The sequence below is a fragment of the Nonomuraea sp. NPDC049486 genome (assembly GCF_040676925.1).
In the GTDB taxonomy this organism is placed as follows: domain Bacteria; phylum Actinomycetota; class Actinomycetes; order Streptosporangiales; family Streptosporangiaceae; genus Nonomuraea; species Nonomuraea ferruginea.
On record NZ_JBFAPV010000002.1, the window covers coordinates 543,107 to 563,443 of the forward strand.

Genomic DNA, 20,337 nt, shown 5'->3' on the forward strand with positions numbered 1-20,337 from the left:
GCGATGTCAGGCGCCGGGCCGTATCAGGCCGCTCTCGTAGGCCAGGATGACCAACTGGACCCTGTCGCGCACGTTCAGCTTGGCGATGGCCCTGGTGATGTGAGTCTTGGCAGTGAGCGGACTGATGACGAGGCGCTCGGCGATCTCTTTGTTGGAGAGTCCGAGCGCCACGAGCTTGACCGTCTCCAGTTCCCGGGAGGTGAGGGCGGCCAGCCGCTGCCCCGCACCGGGCATGAGGTCCTGCCGGTGGGCGAACTGCTCGATGACGCGCCGCGTCACGCCTGGAGACAGGAGCGCGTCTCCGCCGGCGACGGCGGCGACCGCCCGGCGAAGTTCGGCGGGTTCGACCTCTTTGGTGAGGAAGCCGCTGGCTCCGGCGCGTAGGGCGGCGAAGACGTGTTCGTCGGTGTCGAACGTGGTGAGGATGATGACGCGACAGCCCAGAGTGGCCGGGTCGGTGACGATGCGGCGGGTGGCGGTGATCCCATCGGTGCCCGGCATGCGGATGTCCATGAGGATCACGTCGGGGTGGGTGCTCGCGGCCAGCCGTACGGCTTCGTCGCCGTCCAGGGCTTCGCCGACGACCGTGATGTCCCGGGAGCGGGCCAGCAGGCTGCGGAAGCCGGCCCGTACGAGTGCCTGGTCGTCGGCGATGAGCACCTTGATCGTCATGCCGTCGAGCCTGCCACAGGGATGTCGGCCCGCACGGCGAAGCCGCCGCCGGGGACAGGTCCTGCGGTGAGTGCGCCCCCGAGTGCGCTCACCCGCTCGCGCATGCCGGCCAGGCCATGGCCTTCAATGACATCGGTGCCGCCCGGGACGCTGCGGCCGTTGTCGGCGATCTCGACGATGATCGAGCGAGGCTGGTAGCCGATCGTCACCTTGGCTTCGCTCGCCCCGGCGTGCTTGAGCGTGTTGGCGAGGGACTCCTGTACGACACGGTGAACGGCGATGGCGGTAATGGCGGGGACGGCCGCGCGGTCGCCGTGCTCGTCGAGGGTCACCTCGAGTCCGGCGGTGCGGGCGTCGGCGATGAGGGTGTCCAAGGAGGCCAGATCCGCCTGGGGCGCGGTGTCGCCGGGATTGTCACGCAAGATCGTGATGAGGGAGCGGAGGTCGGTCATCGCCCGGTTCCTGACATCCTTTGCCAGGCGTAGCGCGGCGGCGGCCGCTGCCGGGTCCTCCTCCAGCGCGTCGGCGGCGACATTGAGCTGCACGCCGACGACGGCCAGCGTGTGGGCGATGACGTCGTGAACCTCGTGCGAGACGCGCAGCCGTTCCTCGGCGGCGTGCGCACGGCTGTCGGTTTCGCGCAGCCGTTCGCGCCAGCGCATCGCGGCGGCGTAGGTGAGGCCCGCGGCGATGAGGATCGCCAGGAGCAGTCCTTCCCCCGCGACGTGGAGCACGTAGTGGGTCGGGTTGCGGTCCAGGACCGAGCGGAATTCGACCGCGGAGTAGACCAGTTGGGCCAGGCCGATGGCGGCCACCCAGCGCACGCGCGGTGTGGTGGCGGCGGTGAAGTAGGCGACCGCGGCCGGCCAGATCCAACCGGCGGGAGACCAATGTCCGGTGAGGTGATAGACGAAGATCCCGCTGATCGACAGCAGCAGCACGGTCATCGGCCAGCGGTGTCTGACCAGCAGGAGTGCTCCGAGAAGCAGCCCGAGGGGGATCGGGCCCTGCCAGGGGTTGTGCACCCCGGTGGCGAGGGCTACGGCGACGAAGAAGACCAAGGTGAGGGCAGCGAGCGTGATGTCGGTGATCCGGGCAAGGTGCCGGACAGGAGCGGGTTCGCGCCGTGGGGGCGGCTCGGCCATGCGGAGGCTCTTTCTCGAGGGGCGACAGGTGTAACACGAGGCTGGGGCGTACCGGACGGCGTCGCCCAGGTGGTGACATGGGCGACGCCGTCGTGGTGTTCGGCTTCCGTAGTCGCGTGGACCGGCGGGCTCAAGGACTGGGGAAGTTCTGGATCCCCAGCCTGGGTCGGGCAGGTTCGGATCAGACGTGGGTGACCAAGAGGGTCACGCCTGCCTCGCCGCCACAGTCGACGAACACGGGGCCGACGCCGTTACCGATCTTGGGGTTGAGGGTCGCCTTGGCCACGAATCCCTTCGGGTCATCCTTGACGACGCGGATGTTCTGCAACACCGGGTGCTTCCTGTCGAGCCCGGCGAGCACGGCCTTGAGCCCCTTGCCGCCGCCGCAGTGGCCGGTGATCGTCACCTCCTGGCTGCGCTTGGTGGTGGGGTTGGGGCTGACCTGAACCACCGCCCTGGCGCCCTTCGGCGGCTTCGGCGCGGCCATCGCGGCGGTGGCAGCCTCGCCGGCCGTGCCGGCCTGGGCACCAGCCGGCGCGCCGGCCAGTCCCAGCAAACCGGCTGTCAAGCTCAGCCCGGCGATCGCAGTCATCACTCTCTTGCTCATGGCGATTCCTCCAGCTCTCATCCGGCTATCTCGAGGAGAAACGCTAGGCCGGGCCGCAGCGGGAGCGCGTCGTCCGTTGATCGTCACTTGACCTTGCACCGTTCGCTGTACGCGTTACCCCGAAGGGAGTAGGCATCAGGCCTCGACCGACCGCACGAGGCCGAGACTGTCAGGGCTTCTGGATCGTGGCTCTGAGCGGCCAGGCCGACTTGGAGATGGCGCCCTGCTGGGCGCAGCGCGTGCAGGCTCTCGCCCTTGTTCAGCCGGCGGGCGATCTTGCGGGCGGTAGGCCGGGTCCGACAGTACCTTCGCCGCGTGCGGCGCACGGCGCGGCATGCCCCGGCGACCTGCCCATGCGCAGCAGGTCGGGCCGGCACCCGAAGGCGACCGCTGTCATAGTCGCGGTCGCGACCGTCGTGCACGGTTCGCGGGGGGCGTGGTGTTGGTGTGGGGGCGGTTGTCCGCATGGGCGCGACACTCGTACGTGGCTTGCGGGTGGCTGCGTAGCGCGTGTGGGCTTGGTGAGTGGGGTCTAGGAGGACAGGCGCAGGGCTTCGGTCGCGACTGCGGTGCGTAGGTCGCGGATGCCCGGGCGGCCGCGTAGCGGGTGTACGGCGTTCGTCAGGAGGACCGCCGTCAGGCGGTGGGACGGGGAGACGATCAGGGAGGTGCCCGTGAAGCCGGAGTGGCCGAACGCGTCGTCCAGCGGGCCGACGATGCCCGGGTCGCCGATGCGGACGCCGAGCCCGTGCCGGAACGGCGCGCCGGTCACGCCCTGGTCGCGCAGCATCTCGGCCACGGTGTCCGGGCGCAGTGCCGCCCCGCCGCCCAGCCTGAGCGCCTCGCCGAGCGCCAGCACGTCGTCCGCGGTGCCGAAGACGCCGGCGTGTCCCGCCACCCCGCCGAGCGCGTACGAGGTCTCGTCGTGCACCTCACCCCGCACGCAGCCCGGCCCCGGTCGCTCGGGCTTCCACTCGGTGGCGGCGACCCGTGAAAGGTCGGCGGCCCCCTGAGACGGCCCGCCCGTGGGCGCAGGCGGGGTGGGGGAGCCGATCTCGTGGAGCGGCCCACCGCGAGTGCGGGAGCCTTTCTCGTACGGTGGCTCGCCGTGAGTGGGGGAGCCGATCTCGTACGGGGGCCCGCTGTCGGTCGTGGGCTGGGTGGGAGTGCTGGAGACCGGGCGGTAACCCGTGGCCGTCAGGTTCAGGGGGCCGGTCACGCGGGCGCGGACCAGCTGGTCGAGGGGGGTGCCGGAGGCCAGTTCCGCCACCCGGCCCGCCATCACCAGGCCCACGTCCGAGTACAGGTACGGCCCGCCCACCGGAGAGGTCACCGGTGTCGAGACCATGGCCGCCATGCGCGCGGCCGGAGAGGCGTCCGGGAGCTCCAGGTCGATGCGGCGGGTGGGCTGGAACCCCGCCGTGTGCGTCAGCAGGCGGCGCAGGGTGATCCGCGGGTCGCGGCCCGGCAGCCAGGCCGCCACCGGCTCGTCCAGGCCCAGCACGCCCTCCTCGGCCAGCGACAAGACGGCGGCCGTGGTGAACAGCTTGCTGATCGAGGCCAGGTCGAAGACGGCCTCGCGGCTCGCGGGCGGCCTGTACTCGGCGAGCGTGAACGCGGCGTCCCGGTAGCGCACCAGCTCGCCGGCGGCCGAGGCCGCCACGACCGCGCCGTCCACGGCGATCAGCGCGACAGCCGCCGGGCACACCCCCGGCACGGCCTCCGCCAAGATCGCGTCCAGCCGATCGGACATCCTCTAGCCCCCCGTACGTCGAATGAACCCAAACCCAGGACCCCCGAGTCGACAGATCCCCGTCAGCCGCTCAGCGCGTCGCTGAGCCGCTCCCCGTGGGAACGCAGCAGCGCGCGGGCGCCCTCCGCGTCCAGCTTGTGCCTGATCATCAGCACCGCCACCTTGGCCTGCCCGCCCGCCTCGGCCAGCGCCCGGCCGGCCGCCTCGTGGCCCGCCCCGGTGATGTCGCTGACCATGCGCACCGCGCGCGAGGCCAGCTTGCTGTTCATCGCCGACATCTCGATCATCTGGTTGCCGTACGTGCGGCCGAGCCGGACCATCGAGATCGTCGAGATCATGTTGAGCACCAGCTTCTGGGCCGTACCCGCCTTGAGCCGGGTGGAGCCCGTCACCACCTCGGGGCCCACCACGACCTCGATCGGGTGCTCGGCGGCGGCCGACAGCGGCGCGCCCTCGTTGCACGACAGGCTGACGGTGAGCGCCTCCCGGCGGCCCGCCTCCGCCAGCGCCCCCAGCACGAAAGGGGCGCGCCCGCTGGCCGAGACGCCCACCACCGAGTCGAGGGGGCCCACTTCCAGCTCCGCCAGGGCGGCGGCGCCCGCGTCCGCGTCGTCCTCGGCGCCCTCGACCGAGCGGGTGAGCGCTTCATGACCGCCCGCGATGACGCCCTGGACCAGCTCCGGGTCGGTGCCGAAGGTCGGCGGGCACTCGGACGCGTCCAGCACGGCCAGCCGGCCCGACGTGCCCGCGCCGACGTACAGCAGCCTGCCGCCCTTGCTCATCCGCTCGGAGATCGCGTCGATCGCGTCGGAGATGGCCGGGATGGCGAGGGCCACGGCCGCCGGCACCGCGGCGTCGGCCTCGTTCATCAGTCGGGCGATCTGCAGCGTCGGCAGCCGGTCGATCTGGCTGTAACGGGGATCGCTCTGCTCGGTGGACGGCTCTGGTAGCGGATCAATCATGACGCTAATTTCCACCCTCTACTTCTCTCTTGTAAATATCTTTCAGACAATGGGTTCATGTCATACGTACGCACCGGAGCCGAACGGCTGGCCGCGGATCCGTCGCTGGCCGGCGGGACGCGCCTCGGCCTCATCACCAACCCCACCGGGGTCCTGCCCGATCTGACCCCGACCGCGGACGCGCTGCTGGCGGCCGGAGTGCCGCTGACGGCGCTGTTCGGTCCCGAGCACGGCGTCCGCGGCACCGCGCAGGCCGGCTTCAGCGAGGGCGACGCGGTGGACGCCAGGACCGGGCTGCCGGTATACGACACGCACAAGACCGAGGGCGAGGCGCTGGACGAGCTGGTGGAGCGCTCCGGCGTGGACACGCTGGTGTTCGACATCGCGGACGTGGGCGCCCGCTTCTACACCTACGTCTGGACGATGTACGACCTGCTCGCCTCGGCCGCCCGGCTGGGCCTGCGGTTCGTCGTGCTGGACCGGCCGAACCCGCTCGGCGGGACCGTCACCGAGGGCCCGCCGCTCGACCCGGCGTTCGCCAGCTTCGTGGGCCGCTTCCCGCTGCCGCTGCGCCACGGCAGGACCGCGGGGGAGCTGGCCACGCTGTTCGGCTTCGACGCCGACCTGCGCGTGGTCACCATGGAGGGCTGGTGGCGCGACATGACGTTCGCGGCCACCGGCCTGCCCTGGGTGATGCCGTCGGTCAACATGCCCACCCCCGACACCGCGCTCGTCTACCCGGGGACCGGGCTGTTCGAGGGCACGAACTTCTCCGAGGGCCGCGGCACCACCCGGCCCTTCGAGCTCGTCGGCGCCCCCTACGCCGACGAGCGGTTCGCCCCCGCGCTGGCCGCGCTCGGCCTGCCCGGCGTGCGGTTCAGGGAGACGTGGTTCACGCCCACCTTCCACAAGCACGCCGGCCTCCCGGTACGGGGAGTTCAGCTGCACGTGCACGACCCGGAGGCGTTCCGGCCGGTGCTGACCGGGGTGAGCATGCTGCACGTGGCGCGCACGCTCTACCCGGGGCACCTGGAGTGGCGGGGGCCGGAGCAGTTCATGTACCACCTGTGGGGGTCCGGCAGCCTGACCAGGTGCCTGGACGCCGGGGAGGATCCGCGCGGCCTGTGCGCCGAGCCCGCTCCCCCTGACGGACCTCTCCTCTACGGCTGACTTCACGCCAGTTCGCGCCCGTACAGCCAGAAGACGCGCTCGGCGCGGGCGCCGACGGCGCGCGCGTAGAACCGCAGCGGGCCGACCCAGCCGATCTGGGCGGTCCGCTGCCCGGCCGCGCGCATGTCGGCCAGGCAGAGCCGGAGCAGCACCCGGCCCAGGCCGGTGCCGCGGGCCTCGGGCGCGGTGCCCATCGGCCCGAACCAGGACGGGCGGGTGCCCCAGGCGGCGAAGGCCAGCACGCGGCCGTCGCGCTCGGCGTAGTGCAGGCCGGAGGCGTTGACGGCCTCCCAGGCCCAGGCGTCGTTCCAGTGCTCACGGGCGAACTCCGCCACCCGCTCCCGGTCGCCGCCGGCCGCGCGGACCTCGATGCCGATCTTGGCCAGGCGCTCCACGTCGGCCCGCACGTCAAGGTCGGTGTCCAGGTCGGTGTCCAGGTCTGTGTCCAAGTCCGCGGTCATGTTCCAGGCCGTGCGGTCGAGCTCGTAGCCGAGGCTCTCGGCCAGGCAGGCGGCGGGCGTGTAGCGCACGTCGATGCCGGGCCAGGCGTAGCAGGGCGGGTTCCCGGCCAGGCGGACCCGGCGGGCGCCCTGGCCGCGCAGCCACTCCTCGGCCGCGCGCAGCAGCGCCCGGCCGCCGCCCAGGCCCTGGTGATCGGGGTGTACGGCGAGGAGGTCGACGTGGCCGACGGCCGGGTCCGCGGTGGACATCGACGCCATGGCGAGCCCGCCGCCGGTCACCAGCGCGGCCCAGCGGCGGTTGGCCGGCGGCGCGGCCAGCCTCTCCACCAGCGCCCCGGCCTCTTCCGCGTCATGGACGAGCGCCGCCCGCGCCACCTCGGCGGCCCGCGCCAGATCGGCGCCGCGCAGCTTGCGCAGCACCCGGACCTCCCCCGTCTCTCCGGGCGGGGGCGTGGGGACGGTGGGGTGGGAGGTCACCTCACACCTCGCTCATCGGGCGGGCCACGACACTGCGCCGCTCCGGGTAGAAGCAGGCGTGCTCCTGCGGGATGCCCTCCGTCACCTGCAGCAGGGGGCGCTCGTCCGCGCAGCGCTCGCCGCGGAACGGGCAGCGCGGCGCGAACAGGCAGCCCGACTCGTCCTGCCCGGCCTCCATCGACTCCACCGGCGTCACCGGCTGCTCGCCGGGCCGCTCCAGGCCGTGCAGCACCGGGATCGCCGACAGCAGCGACTGCGTGTACGGATGCACCGGGTCGGCGATCACCGTGTCCACCGGCCCCCGCTCCACGACCTGACCCCGGTAGATCACGTACAGCTCGCCGTCGTCGCCGATGTAGCGCGAGGTGGCCACGTCGTGGGTGATGAACAGCACCGCCACCCCGAGCCGCTCGCGCAGGTCCTTCAGCAGCGCCAGGATGCCCAGCCGGAGCGAGACGTCGATCATCGACACGGCCTCGTCGGCGACCAGCATCTCCGGGTCCACGGTCAGCGCCCGCGCGATGACCACGCGCTGCCGCATGCCGCCCGAGAGCTGGTGCGGGTAGCGGGCCAGCACGCTGCCCGGGTCGAGCCCGACCATCGACAGCACCTCGGCGGCCCGCTCCTCGATCCACGCCTTGGACCGCCCGGTCTGCTTGGCGCGCAGGGTCAGCGGGGCGTTCAGCGTCTGGTGGATGGTGCGGGTCGGGTTCAGCGCCGAGTACGGGTCCTGGTGGATCAGCTGGATCTTGCGGAAGTGCGGCTGGCGCTGCTTGGGCTTCAGCGACGACATGGGCACGCCGTCGAGCGTCAGCTCGCCCTCGTCGTAGGTCTCCAGGCCGGCGATGATCCGGCCCAGCGTCGTCTTGCCGCACCCGGACTCGCCGATGAACGAGGCCGCGCCGCCCTTGGGGATGGCGAAGTCCACCCCGCGCAGCGCCCGCACCTCGCGTGCGCCGAGCACGTTGCCGCGCTGCTTGAAGGTCTTGACGATGCCTTCTCCGGTGATCACGCGTGCTCCCTCACCTTCACCGCGTGGCAGGCCACGATCCGGTCCCCGTGCGCGACGGCCGCGGGGTCGTCGGTGTCGCAGACGTCCATCCGCAGCTCGCACCGGTCCCTGAACACGCAGCCCCGCTCGGGCACGGTCGTCAGCGTCGGCGGCCGGCCGGGCAGTGCCCGCGCCTCGGCGATGTCGCCGGTCAGCCGGGGGATGGCCCTGATCAGGCCCTTGGTGTAGGGGTGGCGGGGGTCGCCGAGCACCTGCCTGGTCGGCCCCTGCTCGACCAGCCTGCCGCCGTACATGACCGCGAGCCGGTCGGCGACCTCGGCCACCACCCCGATGTCGTGGGTGATCACCAGCGTGGTGAGGCCGCGCTCGGCGTGCACCTCGCGGACGATCTTCAGGATGTTCGCCTGAGTGATCATGTCGAGCGCGGTGGTCGGCTCGTCCAGCACCACCAGGTGGGCGTTGAGCACCAGCGCCAGCATGATGCCGACCCGCTGGCGCATGCCGCCCGACAGCTCGTGCTGGTGCGAGTCGAGCACCCGCGCCCCGTCCAGGCCCATCCGGCCGAGCAGCTCCCTGGCGTCGCGGACCAGGCCGCGCAGGTCCTCCACGCCGTGCGAGCGGCCCAGGTCGAGCACCTGCTTGCCGACCGTCTTGAGCGGGTTGAGGGAGTTCTGGGCGGCCTGGAAGACGTACCCGACGTGCTTGCCGCGCGCCTTGCGCAGCTCCTCGCCGCGCAGCCCGACCACGTCGCCGAGCCCGTCGATGTCCACGCTGCCCGCCGCGATGCGGCCGGGCGGCTGCACCGCGTTCAGCAGCGACAGCGCCAGCGTCGACTTGCCCGAGCCGGACTCCCCGACGATGCCGGTGATCGTACCGGGCTCCAGCGTCAGCGCCACGTCCCGTACGGCGGGCAGTTCGCCCGCGGGTGTCTTGTAGACGACCGTCAGGCCGTCGATGCGCACTCCCGGCGCTTGTCCTGGCACTCCTACTCCTCACGCAGCCGGGGGTTGAAGATCTCGTCCATGGCGTCGACCACGAGCACGATGCCGAGCGTGAGCAGCAGGATCGCCAGCAGCGGCGCCAGCATGTACGGCAGCGCGGCGGTCGTGGTCAGCGCCCCGCCGCCGAACACGGACAGGTTGAGCATGACGCCCCAGTTGTCCGCCTCGTACGGGAGCACGCCCAGGAAGAACAGGCCCACCTGCGCGTACACGGCGCCGGTGACCGCGATGAGCATGTTCATCGCGATGTACGGGGCCATGCTCGGCAGCAGCTCCTTGCCCACGATGTGGGTGGTGGACAGGCCGAGCCCGCGTGCCGCCTCGATGAAGCCGCGCTCGCGCAGCGACAGCGTCTGCGAGCGCACCGCCCGCGCCACGCCGCCCCAGCCGAGCAGCCCCAGCAGCAGCCCCATCTCCAGCGCGCTGCCGAACGACCACACGGTGGAGAGCACGAGCAGCAGCGGCAGCCCGGGGATGGTCAGCTTCATGTCGGTCAGCCGCATGAGCACGGTGTCCCAGCGGCCCCGCTTGAAGCCGGAGAACAGCCCGATCGCGGTGCCGAGCACGACCGTGATCACCGCGGTGACCAGCGCGCTCAGCAGCACGTACCGGGAGCCGGTGATGACCTGGGCGAGCACGTCGCGGCCCTGCCCGTCGGTGCCGAACCAGTGCTCGGCGCTCATCGGCGCGTACAGCTGGCTCGTGTCGCGCGGCAGCACCTCGGGGTAGAACATCGGCCCGAACACGCCCATGAACGTGAAGCCGAGCACGATGACGGCGCCGACCAGGCGGCTGGGCTTGCGCTTCATCACCCGCCAGACGCCGCGCCAGAAGTTGCGGCGCATGGTCGCCGCCGTGCTGGTGGTCTCCAGGATCGCGCTGCTCACGCCGACGCCTCCTCACCGGAGCGGACCCGCGGGTCGATGACCGTGTAGAACAGGTCGGCCAGGATGTTGGCCACGATGATCGCCGCCGTGATCAGCAGGAACGCGCCGCCCATCAGTGCGTAGTCGCGGTTGACGACGCTGTCGATGAGCAGGAACCCGAGCCCCGGGTAGTTGAAGATCTTCTCGATGAAGATCGCGCCACCGAACAGCAGGCCGAGCGAGAGCGCCAGGATCGTGAACAGCGGCAGGATCGCGTTGCGCGCCACGTACCTGAAGATGATCGACCGCCGCATCCCGCGCAGCTCGGCCGCCAGGATGAAGTCGTCGCCCAGCACGGTGACCACGCTCGACTTCATGGCCAGGATCCAGCCTCCGTAGCTGGCCAGCGCGTACGTCACGACAGGCAGCGTGGCGTGCTCGATCAGCGAGCCGATGTAGCCGGCGTTGAACCCGGGCTCGAACAGGATGTCGGCGGTGCCGCCCTGCGGCAGGATCGGGATCAGCGTCGTGAAGATGGCGCCCATCAGCAGCGCCAGCACGTACTGCGGCACACCGTGCAGCAGCGAGCCGGAGATGGCCAGGAAGTCGCCGAGCTTGCCGGAGCGCTTGATGGCCGCGTACACGCCCATGATCACGCCCACCAGGAAGCTCAGCAGCGTGCCGGCCAGCACCGGTAGAACGGTCCACTTGGCGGCCTCGCCGAGCACCGAGGTCACGGGAGAGCCGGGGTGGGTGACGGACACGCCGAGGTCGAACCTGAACAGGCCCGCCATGTAGTCCGTGTACTGCTGCCACAGCGTGCCCTCGGGCAGGAACCCGTACATCACGGCCGTGGCGCGCTCGGCCGCCTCCGGCGACATGCCCTGCTCCAGCAGCTTCTGGTAGCGCGCCGCAACCGGGTCGCCGGGGATGTTGCGGACGATGAAGAAGCTGATCGTGGCGACGACGAGAATCATGACGATCCCGCGGGCCAGGTGGCCCGCGAGACGTCGTGCGATGACCGTCATGCCTACTGAGTCTTCTTGACCATGCCGAGCTGGATCCAGACTCCGGCGGGCAGGCGGAGCAGGTCGCTCTCCTGCTCGGGGAAGCCGGTGAACCGGCTCGTGTTGGTGAACTGGGTGTTCACGTAGTCCCACAGCTGGATGACCGGCAGGTCCTGGTTGGCGGCCTTGGCCAGCTGGAGCATGATCGGCTTGGCCTCCTCGGCGCTGACCGAGTTCAGCTTGCCGGTGAGCTCACCCGGGTTGATCTCGGTGCCGTCGACCTCGACCTTCTCCGCGCCGCCCATCCAGTTGCCGCTCTTGCCCGGCTCGGCGTGCTTGATCTTGCCGGCCACGTTGGTCCAGCCGTTGGAGGCGCCGTAGAGACGCTGGTAGATGTCGTACGGCGCGGGGCCGAGCGCGATCAGCCAGAAGCCGACGTCGTACTTGCCGGCCGCGATCTCCTCCAGGTACAGCGGGTAGTCGGCGACGGTGACGACCTCGGCGTCCACGCCCGCCTCGACGAGCTGGCCCTTGATGTTCTCCTGCGCGGAGATCCAGTCGGAGAAGCCGGACGGGGCGGTCATGGTGACCTTCCAGGGGCTGCCGTCGGCCAGCGCCCACTTGCCGTCCTTCTTCTGCAGCCCGGCGGCCTTGAACTCCTCCTCGGCCTTGGCCGGGTCGACGTTGTACGGCTCCAGGCTGTTCAGCTCGGCGCCCAGCCACTCCTGGGCCGGCTTCTGGTGGATGCCGGAGGTGGTCACCGCGGCGTTGCCGCCCTCGGGCGAGGCGACCTTGGTGACCTCGGCGCGGTCGATCAGGTAGGCCAGGCCGCGGCGCACGTGCACGTTGTCGTACGGCTTCTTGGTCTGGTTGAACGCCATGCCGACGGCCACCGGCGAGAAGCCCTTGATGATGTTGGTGCCGGGCGCCTGCTTGATCCGGTTCATCACGTCGGCCGGGGCGGCGGTGAAGCCCGCGTGGTCCAGCTTGCCGGAGATCAGGTAGTTCCAGATCTGCTCGTTACCGGTGTAGTTGAGGAACTTCACCTGGTCCGGGGCGACGTTGGCGGCGTTGTAGAACTCCTTGTTCTTCACCAGCAGCGCCTCGCCGGGGTTGACCCGCTCCAGGATGAAGGGGCCGGCGGAGACGTCCTTCTCGGGGGCGAAGGTGATGATCTTCTCGCCCAGGGCGGTGATCTCCTCGCGGGCCTTCTCGGCGTCCGCGCCCTCACCGCGCGAGGCCTTGAGCTTGTCCCAGAAGTCGGCCGGCAGCACGCTGCCCCAGATGTGCGCGGGGGCCACGAAGGTGTCGAGCACGCCGCGGGCGAACTTGCTGCTGGGGTTGGTCATGTCCTGCGTGACCTTGACCGTCTTGTCGTCGACGACCTCGACGTCGGCCGCCGCGCCCGCCGCGCCGGGGGTGATCGCGAAGGCGGTGCTGCCCTGCGTGTAGGCGATGCCGATGGACAGCCTGACGTCCTCGGCGGTCACCGGCTTGCCGTCGGACCACTTGTTGTTCGGCTGCAGCTTGATGGTGATCGCGGAGTTGTCCGGGGCGATCTCCCAGCTCTCGGCGATGCCCGGGTAGAACTGGTTCGGGTCGGTCAGGTGGTTCTTGACCCATGCGAGCTTCATCGCGTTGTACCCGAGGAAGGAGTTGCCCTTCGGGTTGTACGGGTTCGCGGGGCCGCTCGCGTCGATGCCCGGCCTGTTCACGTCGATCGTGGTGAAGAGCCCGCCGCCACCGCCGCCCGAAGAGGACTGATTGGTGGGGGTGCCGCTGCCACTGCACGCTGCTGTGACGGCGGTAAGGCCCAGCAACGCCACTACAGCTGCTAGTCGCTTCATGTACCGCTCCGGGGAAGTTCGGACCTGATGAGGATCTGTGGGATTGACCGGACCCTACGGTCAGGCGGTGAGTGCGTCAATAATCTCCAGTGGTTGTGAGGCTAATGTAACTTTCCTTCATGGGTGCTCGTGACGGCGTTTGTCTCCACAGGCCTCGGGCTCGTCAGCCCACGAGAATGACGGCGGCGCCCTTGACCCGGTCGCGCGCGATGTCCGAGAGCGCCCTGCCGGCCTCTTCGAACGTGTATGCCACGCTACTGACCTGCGGCGGGTGCTCGCGCACGAGCTCCAGGTACGCGCGCCCGTCCGCCCGGGTGTTGGCCGTGACGCTGCGCAGCGTCCGCTCCCGGAAGAGATGGCGGTCGTAGTCAAGCGGCGGGATGTCGCTCAGGTGGATCCCGGCGACGGCGAGCGTGCCGCCCCGGTCCAGCGCCTCCATCGCGGGCGGCACCAGGTCGCCGACCGGCGCGAACAGGATGGCCGAGTCGAGCGGCTCGGGCGGCCGGTCCCCGGCCGAGGCCGCGCCCAGTTCGAGCGCCAGCTCCCGGTGACGGGCGGCGCGGGTGACCACGTGCACGACCGCGCCCATGGCGATGGCCGCCTGCGCGGTCAAGTGGGCCGACGCGCCGAACCCGTAGATGCCCAGCCGCCCGCCCTCGGGCAGGTCGCTGCGGAGCAGCGCGCGGTAGCCGATGATGCCCGCGCACAGCAGCGGCGCCAGCCGCTCGGCCGGCACGTCGTCAGGCAGCGGGTAGACGTAGTCGCGCGGCGCCGTCAGGTAGTCGGCGAAGCCGCCGTCGGCGTCCCAGCCCGTGTACGTGGACTCCGGGCACAGGTTCTCCACGCCGCGCCGGCAGTAGCGGCACCTCCCGCAGGTCGAGCGCAGCCAGGCCACCCCGACCCGCTCCCCGTCGCTCCCGTCGGGCCGCACCACCCGCCCGACCACCTGGTGGCCGGGCGTGGTCAGCGGCCGGTGGGGCGGCAGGTCGCCCTCGGCCAGGTGGAGGTCGGTGCGGCAGGCGCCGCACACCTCCACCCGCACCAGCACCTCGCCCGGGCCCGGCTCGGGCATCGGGCGCTCCACCATGACCAGCGGCCGGGACGCGATCGGCCCCGGCCGGTCAACCGCCCAGGCCCGCATCGGCCGCCGCCAGGCGCCTGTGGGCCAGCGAGGCGTACAGGGCCGCCCCGTCGGGCAGCACGGAGTCGTCGAACAGCGCCTCGGGGGAGTGGTTGTAGGGCGCGGTCGCCGGGTCGCGGCCGGGCGGGCAGGCGCCCAGGAACACGAACGTCCCCGGCACCTCCTGCAGCACGTACGAGAAGTCCTCCGACCCCATGGCCGGATTCGGCGCGACGACGTAGCGGCCGGGACCGAACAGCTCGTCCACCGCCGCGCCCGCGAACGCCGCCTCGGCGGCGTCGTTGACCGTCACCGGATAGCCCATGCGGATCGACGCCTCCACCTTCAGGTCGTGCGCCGCCGCGATGGACTCCACCACCTCGACCAGGCGCCGCTTGGCCAGGGCCCGGTTGCCCGCGCTGAACGTCCGGACCGTCGCCTCGAATCTTGCCTCGTCCGGGATGACGTTGTCGGCCGACCCGCCGTGGAAGCTGCCGACGGTCACCACCACCGGGTCGAACGCGTCGAACGTCCGGGTGACCATGGTCTGCATCGCCGTCACCATCTCGCACCCGGCCTGGATCGGGTCGCGCGCCAGGTGCGGGGTGGAACCGTGCCCGCCGCGCCCCTTCACCGTGGCCTCGAACACGTCGGCCGCCGACATGATCGGCCCCGGCCGCGAGGCGAACACGCCCGCCGGCAGGATCGAGGAGACGACATGCATCCCGTACGCGGCCACCGCCCGGTCACCGGCGGCGTCCAGCACCCCCTCCTCGATCATGTGCCTGGCGCCGTGCTGCCCCTCCTCGCCCGGCTGGAACATGAAGATCACATCTCCGGCCAGCTCCTCGCGGCGCGCGCTCAGCAGGTGCGCCGCGCCCGCCAGCATGGTCGTGTGCAGGTCGTGCCCGCACGCGTGCATCCGTCCCTCGATCTGGGAGATGTACGGCAGGTCGTTGCGCTCGGCGACGGGCAGCGCGTCCATGTCGCCGCGCAGCAGCACGGCCGGTCCCGGCCGGCCGCCCCGCAGGACGGCGGTCACCGAGCTGAGCGCCTTGCCCAGGGTGATCTCCAGGGGCAGCCCGTCGAGGGCCGCCAGCACCTTCTCCTGGGTACGGGGCAGCGTCAGGCCGATCTCCGGCGTGGTGTGCAGCGAGTGGCGCAGCCGGACGAGCTCGTCCCGCATGTCCTGTGCGGCTTCGGTGAACGACATGAGTCACATTCTTCATGCACCGGTTGAGAAGTCGATATGCCGCACTCGCTAGGATGATCCGGTGACCGAGCGTAAGCGGATCGACTTCTGGCTGTCCGACATGGACGGGGTCCTGGTGCACGAAGGGCGGCCGGTGCCCGGCGCCGACACCTTCATCAAGCGGCTCAGCGACTCCTCCAAGCGGTTCCGGGTGCTGACCAACAACTCCATCTACACCCGGCGCGACCTGTCGGTGCGGCTGGCCGCGGCCGGGCTCGACGTGCCCGCCGAGTCCATCTACACCTCCGCGCTGGCCACCGCCCAGTTCCTGGACGACCAGCGGCCCGGCGGCTCCGCCTACGTCATCGGCGAGGCCGGGCTGACCACCGCCCTGCACGGAGCCGGTTACGTGCTCACCGACCTCGACCCCGACTACGTCGTGCTGGGCGAGACCCGTACCTACAGCTTCACCCAGATCACCCGCGCGATCAGGCTCATCGAGGGCGGCGCCCGGTTCATCGCCACCAACCCGGACCCGATCGGCCCGTCCACCGAGGGGTCGCTGCCCGCCTGCGGCGCCGTCGCGGCCATGATCACCCGCGCCACCGGGGTCCAGCCGTACTTCGTCGGCAAGCCCAACCCGCGGATGATGCGCAGCGCGCTCAACGAGATCGGCGGCCACAGCGAGACCACCGCGATGATCGGCGACCGGATGGACACCGACATCGTGTGCGGCATGGAGGCCGGGCTGTTCACCATCCTCGTGCTGACCGGCGTCACCCAGCGTCACGAGGTCGACCGCTTCCCCTTCCGCCCGTCGCTCATCGTCGACTCGGTCGCCGACCTCGTCGATCTGGTGGAACCTGCCGGAGACTGACAGGTATGGGTGGCAGGCTTGCCGCCATGACCCGGATCTACCTGGAAGAAGGGCCGAAGAAGGTCTTCGCCTGCTCGTTCGCCTGGCCCGGCTGGTGCCGTGTGGCCAAGGACGGGGAGGCCGCGATCGACCGGCTGATGGAGTACGCCCCGCGCTACCGCGTGATCGCCGAGCGGGCCGGCCTGGCCTTCGACCCCGGCGAGCCCGAGGTCGTCGCCCGGGTGCGCGGCGGCACGACGACCGACTTCGGCGCTCCCGAGACCGTCCCGGAGCAGGACCTGGAGCCGGTCGGCGAGGAGACCGCCCGGCGCGAGGTGGCGCTGCTGCGGGCCGCCTGGGAGCTCTTCGACGAGGTGGCGGGGGAGTCGCCGGAAGAGCTGCGCAAGGGGCCGCGCGGCGGCGGGCGCGACCTGACCAAGATGGTGAACCACCTGCAGGACTCCGAGCGCGCCTACGCCCGGCAGGTCGGGGTGCGGCACAAGCCCTACCGGTCACGCGCCGACGTGGACGCGCTCCGCGCCGAGCTGGCCGAGGTGCTCTCGCGCCCGTGGCGGCCGCCGGTGGAGACCGCCTGGCCGCCCGCCTACGCCCGGCGCCGCCTCGCCTGGCACGTCATCGACCATCTGTGGGAGATCGAGGACCGTCGCTGACGGCCGCGCCGGCGGGGGGACGATCCTCGATGAGCCGGGGCAGCGCCTCGATGTGGCCGGACAGATAGGCGGCCACCGCCTCGGGGACCACGTGGCGGGAGGTGATCTCCTCGCGCTCCAGCGGCAGCCGCTCCACCTCGTAGACGCCCCGGCCCGGGTCGTCGAGCTCGGGCCCGTGGCGCAGCGCGGGGTCCATCGCCACCAGGCGGCACCCGTACACGTGCTGGGTCTTCACCCCGCCCTCCCACGGATAGCTGACCGTGGTCAGCGGCGTCACGGCCGAGACCGTCGCGCCCAGCTCCTCCAGCAGCTCGCGGCGGAGGGTGTGTTCGAGCGTGGCGTCGCCGGGCTCGACGTGACCGCCGGGCACCGACCAGTAGACGGCGCGGCCCGGCACCGTGCGGCGGAAGATCACCAGGTGCTCGTCGTCGTCGAGGAGCAGGCCCCGGACGCTGGGTCGCATGAGGACACCATATTTCACCTGGGCGTCCCTGGGGTACCCTAACCTACGGTGCCGTAACCTTGAGGAGGAGAGGATCCCTTCATGCCGATGACGCAGACGCAACTGCTCCACGAGCTCGAGCCGATCGTGGCAGGTGAGCTCGACCGCCACGAGAAGATGGCCAAGGAGTGGTTCCCCCACGAGTACGTTCCGTGGAGCGAGGGGCGCGACTTCGACGGTCCCTACGGCGGTGAGGCCTGGCAGGAGGGCGATTCCAAGCTGCCCGAGCCGGCCCGCGTGTCGCTCATCGTCAACCTCCTGACCGAGGACAACCTGCCCAGCTACCACCACGAGATCGCCACCACCTTCGGCCGCGACGGCGCCTGGGGCACGTGGGTGCACCGCTGGACGGCCGAGGAGGATCGCCACGGCACCGCGATCCGCGACTACCTGACCGTGACCCGCGCCGTCGACCCGGTCAAGCTGGAGCGCGCCCGCATGGCCCACATGCAGAGCGGCTTCATGACCGACTACGGCACGATGCTGCAGCAGCTCGCCTACGTCTCCTTCCAGGAGCTGGCGACCCGCATCGCGCACCGCAACACCGGCACGGCCTCCGGCGACGAGGGCTGCGAGCGCCTGCTCGCCCGCATCGCCGCCGACGAGAACCTCCACATGCTCTTCTACCGCAACCTGCTCAAGGCGGCCTTCGAGCTCGACCCCGACCAGACCATGCGGGCCGTCACCGACGTGGTGACCACCTTCCAGATGCCCGGCTCCAACATCGCCGGCTTCACCCGCATGGCGATGACCATCGCCCACGAGGGCATCTACGACCTGCGCCTCCACCTCGACGACGTGCTCATGCCGGTGCTGCGGCAGTGGTCCGTGTTCGACAAGACCGGCCTCGGCCCCGAGGGCGAGCGGGCCCGCGAGGAGCTGTCGGAGTTCCTGCAGAGGACCGACGAGACGGCCGCCCGGTTCGTCGCCCGCCGCGAGGAGCGCAGGGCCCGAGCCAGGGGCTGATCCAGCATGGGATGATTCGTCCCCATGGATCTCCCCGTCACGCTCGTCGTCGCGGTCGTCACGATCGTCATGGTGATCGCGCTGGCCGCGGCCGCCCAGCGTCTGCTCGGCGTCCGGTTCGGCGCGGTGCGCACCTTCCTGGCGGCCCTCCTGGCGTTCTCGCTGGCCGGGCCGCTGACCACGCCGATCCTGAGCCCTTTTCCGCAGATGGACGGCACGCGGGACGTGGGCCTGGGCCCGCTGTGGGTGCTGATCCTGGTCGTGATGTGCATCGTGCTCATCCCGATGGTCATCCTGGTCGTCGCCGAGGCGCTGGTGCCCACGGGGTCGATCCCCGGGCCGCTGGAGCTGGTCAGGTCGCTGCGCGGCCGGTTGTCGCGGGCCAGGCGCTACTCCGAGATCACCCGGATCGCCGTCAGACACGGGCTCGGCCCGTACCTGCGCGGGCGCGGCGACCGGCCGGAGGACCACACCGGCGCCGTGCGGCTGGCCCGCTCGCTGCGGCTCGCGCTCGACGACGGCGGCGTCACCTTCGTCAAGCTGGGGCAGGTGCTGTCGACCCGGCGCGACCTGCTGCCGCCCGAGTTCATCGAGGAGCTGGGCCGGCTGCAGGACCAGGTGGCGGCCGAGCCGTGGGAGCTCGTCGAGCCGGTGCTCCACGCCGAGCTGGGCGGGCCCGTCGAGGAGGTGTTCGCCGCCTTCGACCGCACCCCGCTCGCCGCCGCCTCGATCGCGCAGGCCTACACCGCCCGGCTGCGCACCGGCGAGGACGTCGTGGTCAAGGTGCGGCGGCCGGGCATCGGCCGCACCGTGGCCAGGGATCTCGACATCGTCCGCCGCCTGGCCGTCACCCTGGAGTCACGCACCCGGTGGGGTCGCGGGCTCGGCGTGCGCGACCTGGCCGAGGGGTTCGCGGTGGCGATCAGGGAAGAGCTGGACTTCCGCGTCGAGGCCGCCAACATGGCCGCCGTCGCCGCCTCGGACGGCGGCGGCGTCACCTATCCCACCCCGGTCGGCGCGCTCTGTACCGAGCGGGTCCTGGTCATGCAGCGCCTGGTCGGCAAGCCCGTCACCGCCGCCACCCCCGAGCAGGGTCCTCGCCTGGCCCGCGACCTGCTCGACTGCCTGCTGCGGCAGATCCTCGTCGAGGGCGTCTTCCACGCCGATCCGCATCCGGGCAACCTCATGCTGCTCGACGACGGCACGCTGGGCCTGCTCGACTTCGGCTCCGTCGGCCGCCTCGACGCCTCCGCCCGCGCCGCGCTGCAGCGCTTCCTGCTCGCCATGAACCGGCAGGACCCGCTCGCGGTGACCGACGCCCTGCTGGAGGTGGTGCCCAGGCCGGAGGACATCGACGAGCCGGCGCTGGAGCGGGCGCTCGGCCAGTTCATGGCCAAGCACCTGGGGCCGGGCCTCGACAGCGTGCGGATGTTCACCGACCTGTTCAAGATCGTCTCTTCGTACGGGCTCTCGATCCCGCCCGAGGTGGCCGCCGTCTTCAGGGCGCTGGCGACGCTGGAGGGCACGCTGGTGCGGCTCTCACCCGGCTTCGACCTGATGAGCGAGGCCCGCGCCTTCGCCGGCCGCTACCTGTCCGAGCAGTTCGACGGCGGCAACCTCAAGGAGGCGGCCGCGCAGGAGCTGGCCGCCCTGCTGCCGATGCTGCGCCGCCTGCCGCGGCGCGTGGAGCGCATCGCCAGCGCCGCCGAGCACGGCAGGCTCGGCCTCAACGTCCGGCTGCTGGCCGACGAGCGCGACCGTGGCTTCCTGACCGGGCTGCTGCACCAGGTGCTGCTCACCGTGCTCGGCGCGACCGCCGGGTTGATGGCCGTCATCCTGCTCGGCGTCGACGGCGGGCCGGTGGCCAGCGAGGAGCTCGGCATGACGCTGTTCCAGCTCATCGGCTACAACCTGCTGGTGATCAGCGCCGTGCTCGTGCTGCGCGTGCTGATTCTGATCTTCCGCCGCCCCCGGGACACTCCGGCGAAACGTACATCCTCTTGACTTAGGGATGGTCTTGGACAACCACGGCATCGGGCAGGTTTCTGAC

General features: G+C 71.3%; 19 protein-coding genes. 5 read left to right on the forward strand and 14 right to left on the reverse strand.

All coding sequences use genetic code 11. The features are described 5' to 3' along the window. Nucleotides 1-6 precede the first annotated feature (6 nt). From AB0K05_RS07460 to murQ, 5 genes are all read right to left on the reverse strand, one after another. Entirely contained in the window at nt 7-672 is a 666-nt protein-coding gene (locus tag AB0K05_RS07460) for a response regulator transcription factor (RefSeq protein ID WP_364227453.1), read from the reverse strand. Then, entirely contained in the window at nt 669-1,817 is a 1,149-nt protein-coding gene (locus AB0K05_RS07465) for a histidine kinase (protein WP_364227456.1), read from the reverse strand. The genes AB0K05_RS07460 and AB0K05_RS07465 overlap by 4 nt, the downstream gene beginning before the upstream one ends. Before the next feature lie 181 nt (nt 1,818-1,998). Next, nucleotides 1,999-2,409, reverse strand: coding sequence for a hypothetical protein (locus tag AB0K05_RS07470; RefSeq protein ID WP_364227459.1), 411 nt, complete (start codon nt 2,407-2,409; stop codon nt 1,999-2,001). Between the two features lie 547 nt (nt 2,410-2,956). Further along, nucleotides 2,957-4,177 (reverse strand): serine hydrolase domain-containing protein, encoded by a 1,221-nt coding sequence (locus AB0K05_RS07475; protein ID WP_364227462.1) that lies wholly within the window; start codon nt 4,175-4,177, stop codon nt 2,957-2,959. 62 nt (nt 4,178-4,239) lie between these two features. Further along, nucleotides 4,240-5,139 (reverse strand): N-acetylmuramic acid 6-phosphate etherase, encoded by a 900-nt coding sequence (murQ, locus tag AB0K05_RS07480; protein ID WP_364227465.1) that lies wholly within the window; start codon nt 5,137-5,139, stop codon nt 4,240-4,242. Between the two features lie 57 nt (nt 5,140-5,196). On the opposite strand from murQ, the gene AB0K05_RS07485 reads away from it, so the two are divergent. Continuing rightward, a complete protein-coding gene (locus AB0K05_RS07485; protein WP_364227468.1) occupies nt 5,197-6,309 on the forward strand; it encodes a DUF1343 domain-containing protein in 1,113 nt (370 codons plus the stop codon). A 2-nt stretch (nt 6,310-6,311) separates the two neighbouring features. On the opposite strand, the gene AB0K05_RS07490 is transcribed toward AB0K05_RS07485, so the two are convergent. The 8 genes from AB0K05_RS07490 to AB0K05_RS07525 all read right to left on the reverse strand — a co-directional run bounded on the left by AB0K05_RS07490 (nt 6,312) and on the right by AB0K05_RS07525 (nt 15,313). After that, nucleotides 6,312-7,247 (reverse strand): GNAT family N-acetyltransferase, encoded by a 936-nt coding sequence (locus AB0K05_RS07490; RefSeq protein ID WP_364227471.1) that lies wholly within the window; start codon nt 7,245-7,247, stop codon nt 6,312-6,314. A 1-nt stretch (nt 7,248) separates the two neighbouring features. Continuing rightward, entirely contained in the window at nt 7,249-8,259 is a 1,011-nt protein-coding gene (locus AB0K05_RS07495; protein ID WP_219544506.1) for an ABC transporter ATP-binding protein, read from the reverse strand. Then, nucleotides 8,256-9,242, reverse strand: a complete 987-nt coding sequence (locus AB0K05_RS07500) for an ABC transporter ATP-binding protein (protein WP_261808645.1) — start codon at nt 9,240-9,242, stop codon at nt 8,256-8,258. Before AB0K05_RS07500 ends, AB0K05_RS07495 begins: the two co-directional genes overlap by 4 nt. 2 nt (nt 9,243-9,244) lie before the next feature. Continuing rightward, nucleotides 9,245-10,147 (reverse strand): ABC transporter permease, encoded by a 903-nt coding sequence (locus AB0K05_RS07505; RefSeq protein WP_261808644.1) that lies wholly within the window; start codon nt 10,145-10,147, stop codon nt 9,245-9,247. Continuing rightward, nucleotides 10,144-11,154 (reverse strand): ABC transporter permease, encoded by a 1,011-nt coding sequence (locus AB0K05_RS07510; RefSeq protein WP_148032504.1) that lies wholly within the window; start codon nt 11,152-11,154, stop codon nt 10,144-10,146. Before AB0K05_RS07510 ends, AB0K05_RS07505 begins: the two co-directional genes overlap by 4 nt. A gap of 2 nt (nt 11,155-11,156) precedes the next feature. Further along, nucleotides 11,157-12,980, reverse strand: a complete 1,824-nt coding sequence (locus tag AB0K05_RS07515) for an ABC transporter substrate-binding protein (RefSeq protein WP_271276482.1) — start codon at nt 12,978-12,980, stop codon at nt 11,157-11,159. A 163-nt stretch (nt 12,981-13,143) separates the two neighbouring features. Beyond that, nucleotides 13,144-14,121 (reverse strand): zinc-dependent alcohol dehydrogenase family protein, encoded by a 978-nt coding sequence (locus AB0K05_RS07520; protein WP_271276481.1) that lies wholly within the window; start codon nt 14,119-14,121, stop codon nt 13,144-13,146. Then, on the reverse strand, nt 14,102-15,313 hold the full coding sequence (locus AB0K05_RS07525) for a M20 family metallopeptidase (protein WP_364227479.1): 1,212 nt from the start codon (nt 15,311-15,313) through the stop codon (nt 14,102-14,104). The genes AB0K05_RS07520 and AB0K05_RS07525 overlap by 20 nt, the downstream gene beginning before the upstream one ends. Nucleotides 15,314-15,374: 61 nt before the next feature. On the opposite strand from AB0K05_RS07525, the gene AB0K05_RS07530 reads away from it, so the two are divergent. After that, on the forward strand, nt 15,375-16,169 hold the full coding sequence (locus AB0K05_RS07530; protein WP_148032500.1) for an HAD-IIA family hydrolase: 795 nt from the start codon (nt 15,375-15,377) through the stop codon (nt 16,167-16,169). A gap of 26 nt (nt 16,170-16,195) precedes the next feature. Then, nucleotides 16,196-16,819: a hypothetical protein gene (locus AB0K05_RS07535; protein WP_364227482.1), complete on the forward strand. Its 624-nt coding sequence runs from the start codon at nt 16,196-16,198 to the stop codon at nt 16,817-16,819. On the opposite strand, the gene AB0K05_RS07540 is transcribed toward AB0K05_RS07535, so the two are convergent. Next, nucleotides 16,782-17,282, reverse strand: coding sequence for an NUDIX hydrolase (locus AB0K05_RS07540; RefSeq protein ID WP_148032499.1), 501 nt, complete (start codon nt 17,280-17,282; stop codon nt 16,782-16,784). The genes AB0K05_RS07535 and AB0K05_RS07540 overlap by 38 nt on opposite strands. A gap of 81 nt (nt 17,283-17,363) precedes the next feature. Here AB0K05_RS07540 and AB0K05_RS07545 point away from each other — a divergent pair, with 81 nt between their 5' ends. After that, on the forward strand, nt 17,364-18,287 hold the full coding sequence (locus tag AB0K05_RS07545; RefSeq protein ID WP_148032498.1) for an acyl-ACP desaturase: 924 nt from the start codon (nt 17,364-17,366) through the stop codon (nt 18,285-18,287). Between the two features lie 24 nt (nt 18,288-18,311). After that, nucleotides 18,312-20,291 (forward strand): AarF/UbiB family protein, encoded by a 1,980-nt coding sequence (locus AB0K05_RS07550; RefSeq protein WP_364227487.1) that lies wholly within the window; start codon nt 18,312-18,314, stop codon nt 20,289-20,291. Nucleotides 20,292-20,337 lie beyond the last annotated feature (46 nt).

Coding starts and splice junctions, on each gene's coding strand:
- AB0K05_RS07510 (WP_148032504.1), bottom strand. CDS start 11,154: ATGACGGTCATCGCACGACGTCTCGCGGGCCACCTGGCCCGCGGGATC.
- AB0K05_RS07525 (WP_364227479.1), bottom strand. CDS start 15,313: ATGTCGTTCACCGAAGCCGCACAGGACATGCGGGACGAGCTCGTCCGG.
- AB0K05_RS07465 (WP_364227456.1), bottom strand. CDS start 1,817: ATGGCCGAGCCGCCCCCACGGCGCGAACCCGCTCCTGTCCGGCACCTT.
- AB0K05_RS07460 (WP_364227453.1), bottom strand. CDS start 672: ATGACGATCAAGGTGCTCATCGCCGACGACCAGGCACTCGTACGGGCC.
- AB0K05_RS07515 (WP_271276482.1), bottom strand. CDS start 12,980: ATGAAGCGACTAGCAGCTGTAGTGGCGTTGCTGGGCCTTACCGCCGTC.
- AB0K05_RS07475 (WP_364227462.1), bottom strand. CDS start 4,177: ATGTCCGATCGGCTGGACGCGATCTTGGCGGAGGCCGTGCCGGGGGTG.
- murQ (WP_364227465.1), bottom strand. CDS start 5,139: ATGATTGATCCGCTACCAGAGCCGTCCACCGAGCAGAGCGATCCCCGT.
- AB0K05_RS07540 (WP_148032499.1), bottom strand. CDS start 17,282: ATGCGACCCAGCGTCCGGGGCCTGCTCCTCGACGACGACGAGCACCTG.
- AB0K05_RS07485 (WP_364227468.1), top strand. CDS start 5,197: ATGTCATACGTACGCACCGGAGCCGAACGGCTGGCCGCGGATCCGTCG.
- AB0K05_RS07545 (WP_148032498.1), top strand. CDS start 17,364: ATGCCGATGACGCAGACGCAACTGCTCCACGAGCTCGAGCCGATCGTG.
- AB0K05_RS07520 (WP_271276481.1), bottom strand. CDS start 14,121: ATGCGGGCCTGGGCGGTTGACCGGCCGGGGCCGATCGCGTCCCGGCCG.
- AB0K05_RS07550 (WP_364227487.1), top strand. CDS start 18,312: ATGGATCTCCCCGTCACGCTCGTCGTCGCGGTCGTCACGATCGTCATG.
- AB0K05_RS07470 (WP_364227459.1), bottom strand. CDS start 2,409: ATGACTGCGATCGCCGGGCTGAGCTTGACAGCCGGTTTGCTGGGACTG.
- AB0K05_RS07535 (WP_364227482.1), top strand. CDS start 16,196: ATGACCCGGATCTACCTGGAAGAAGGGCCGAAGAAGGTCTTCGCCTGC.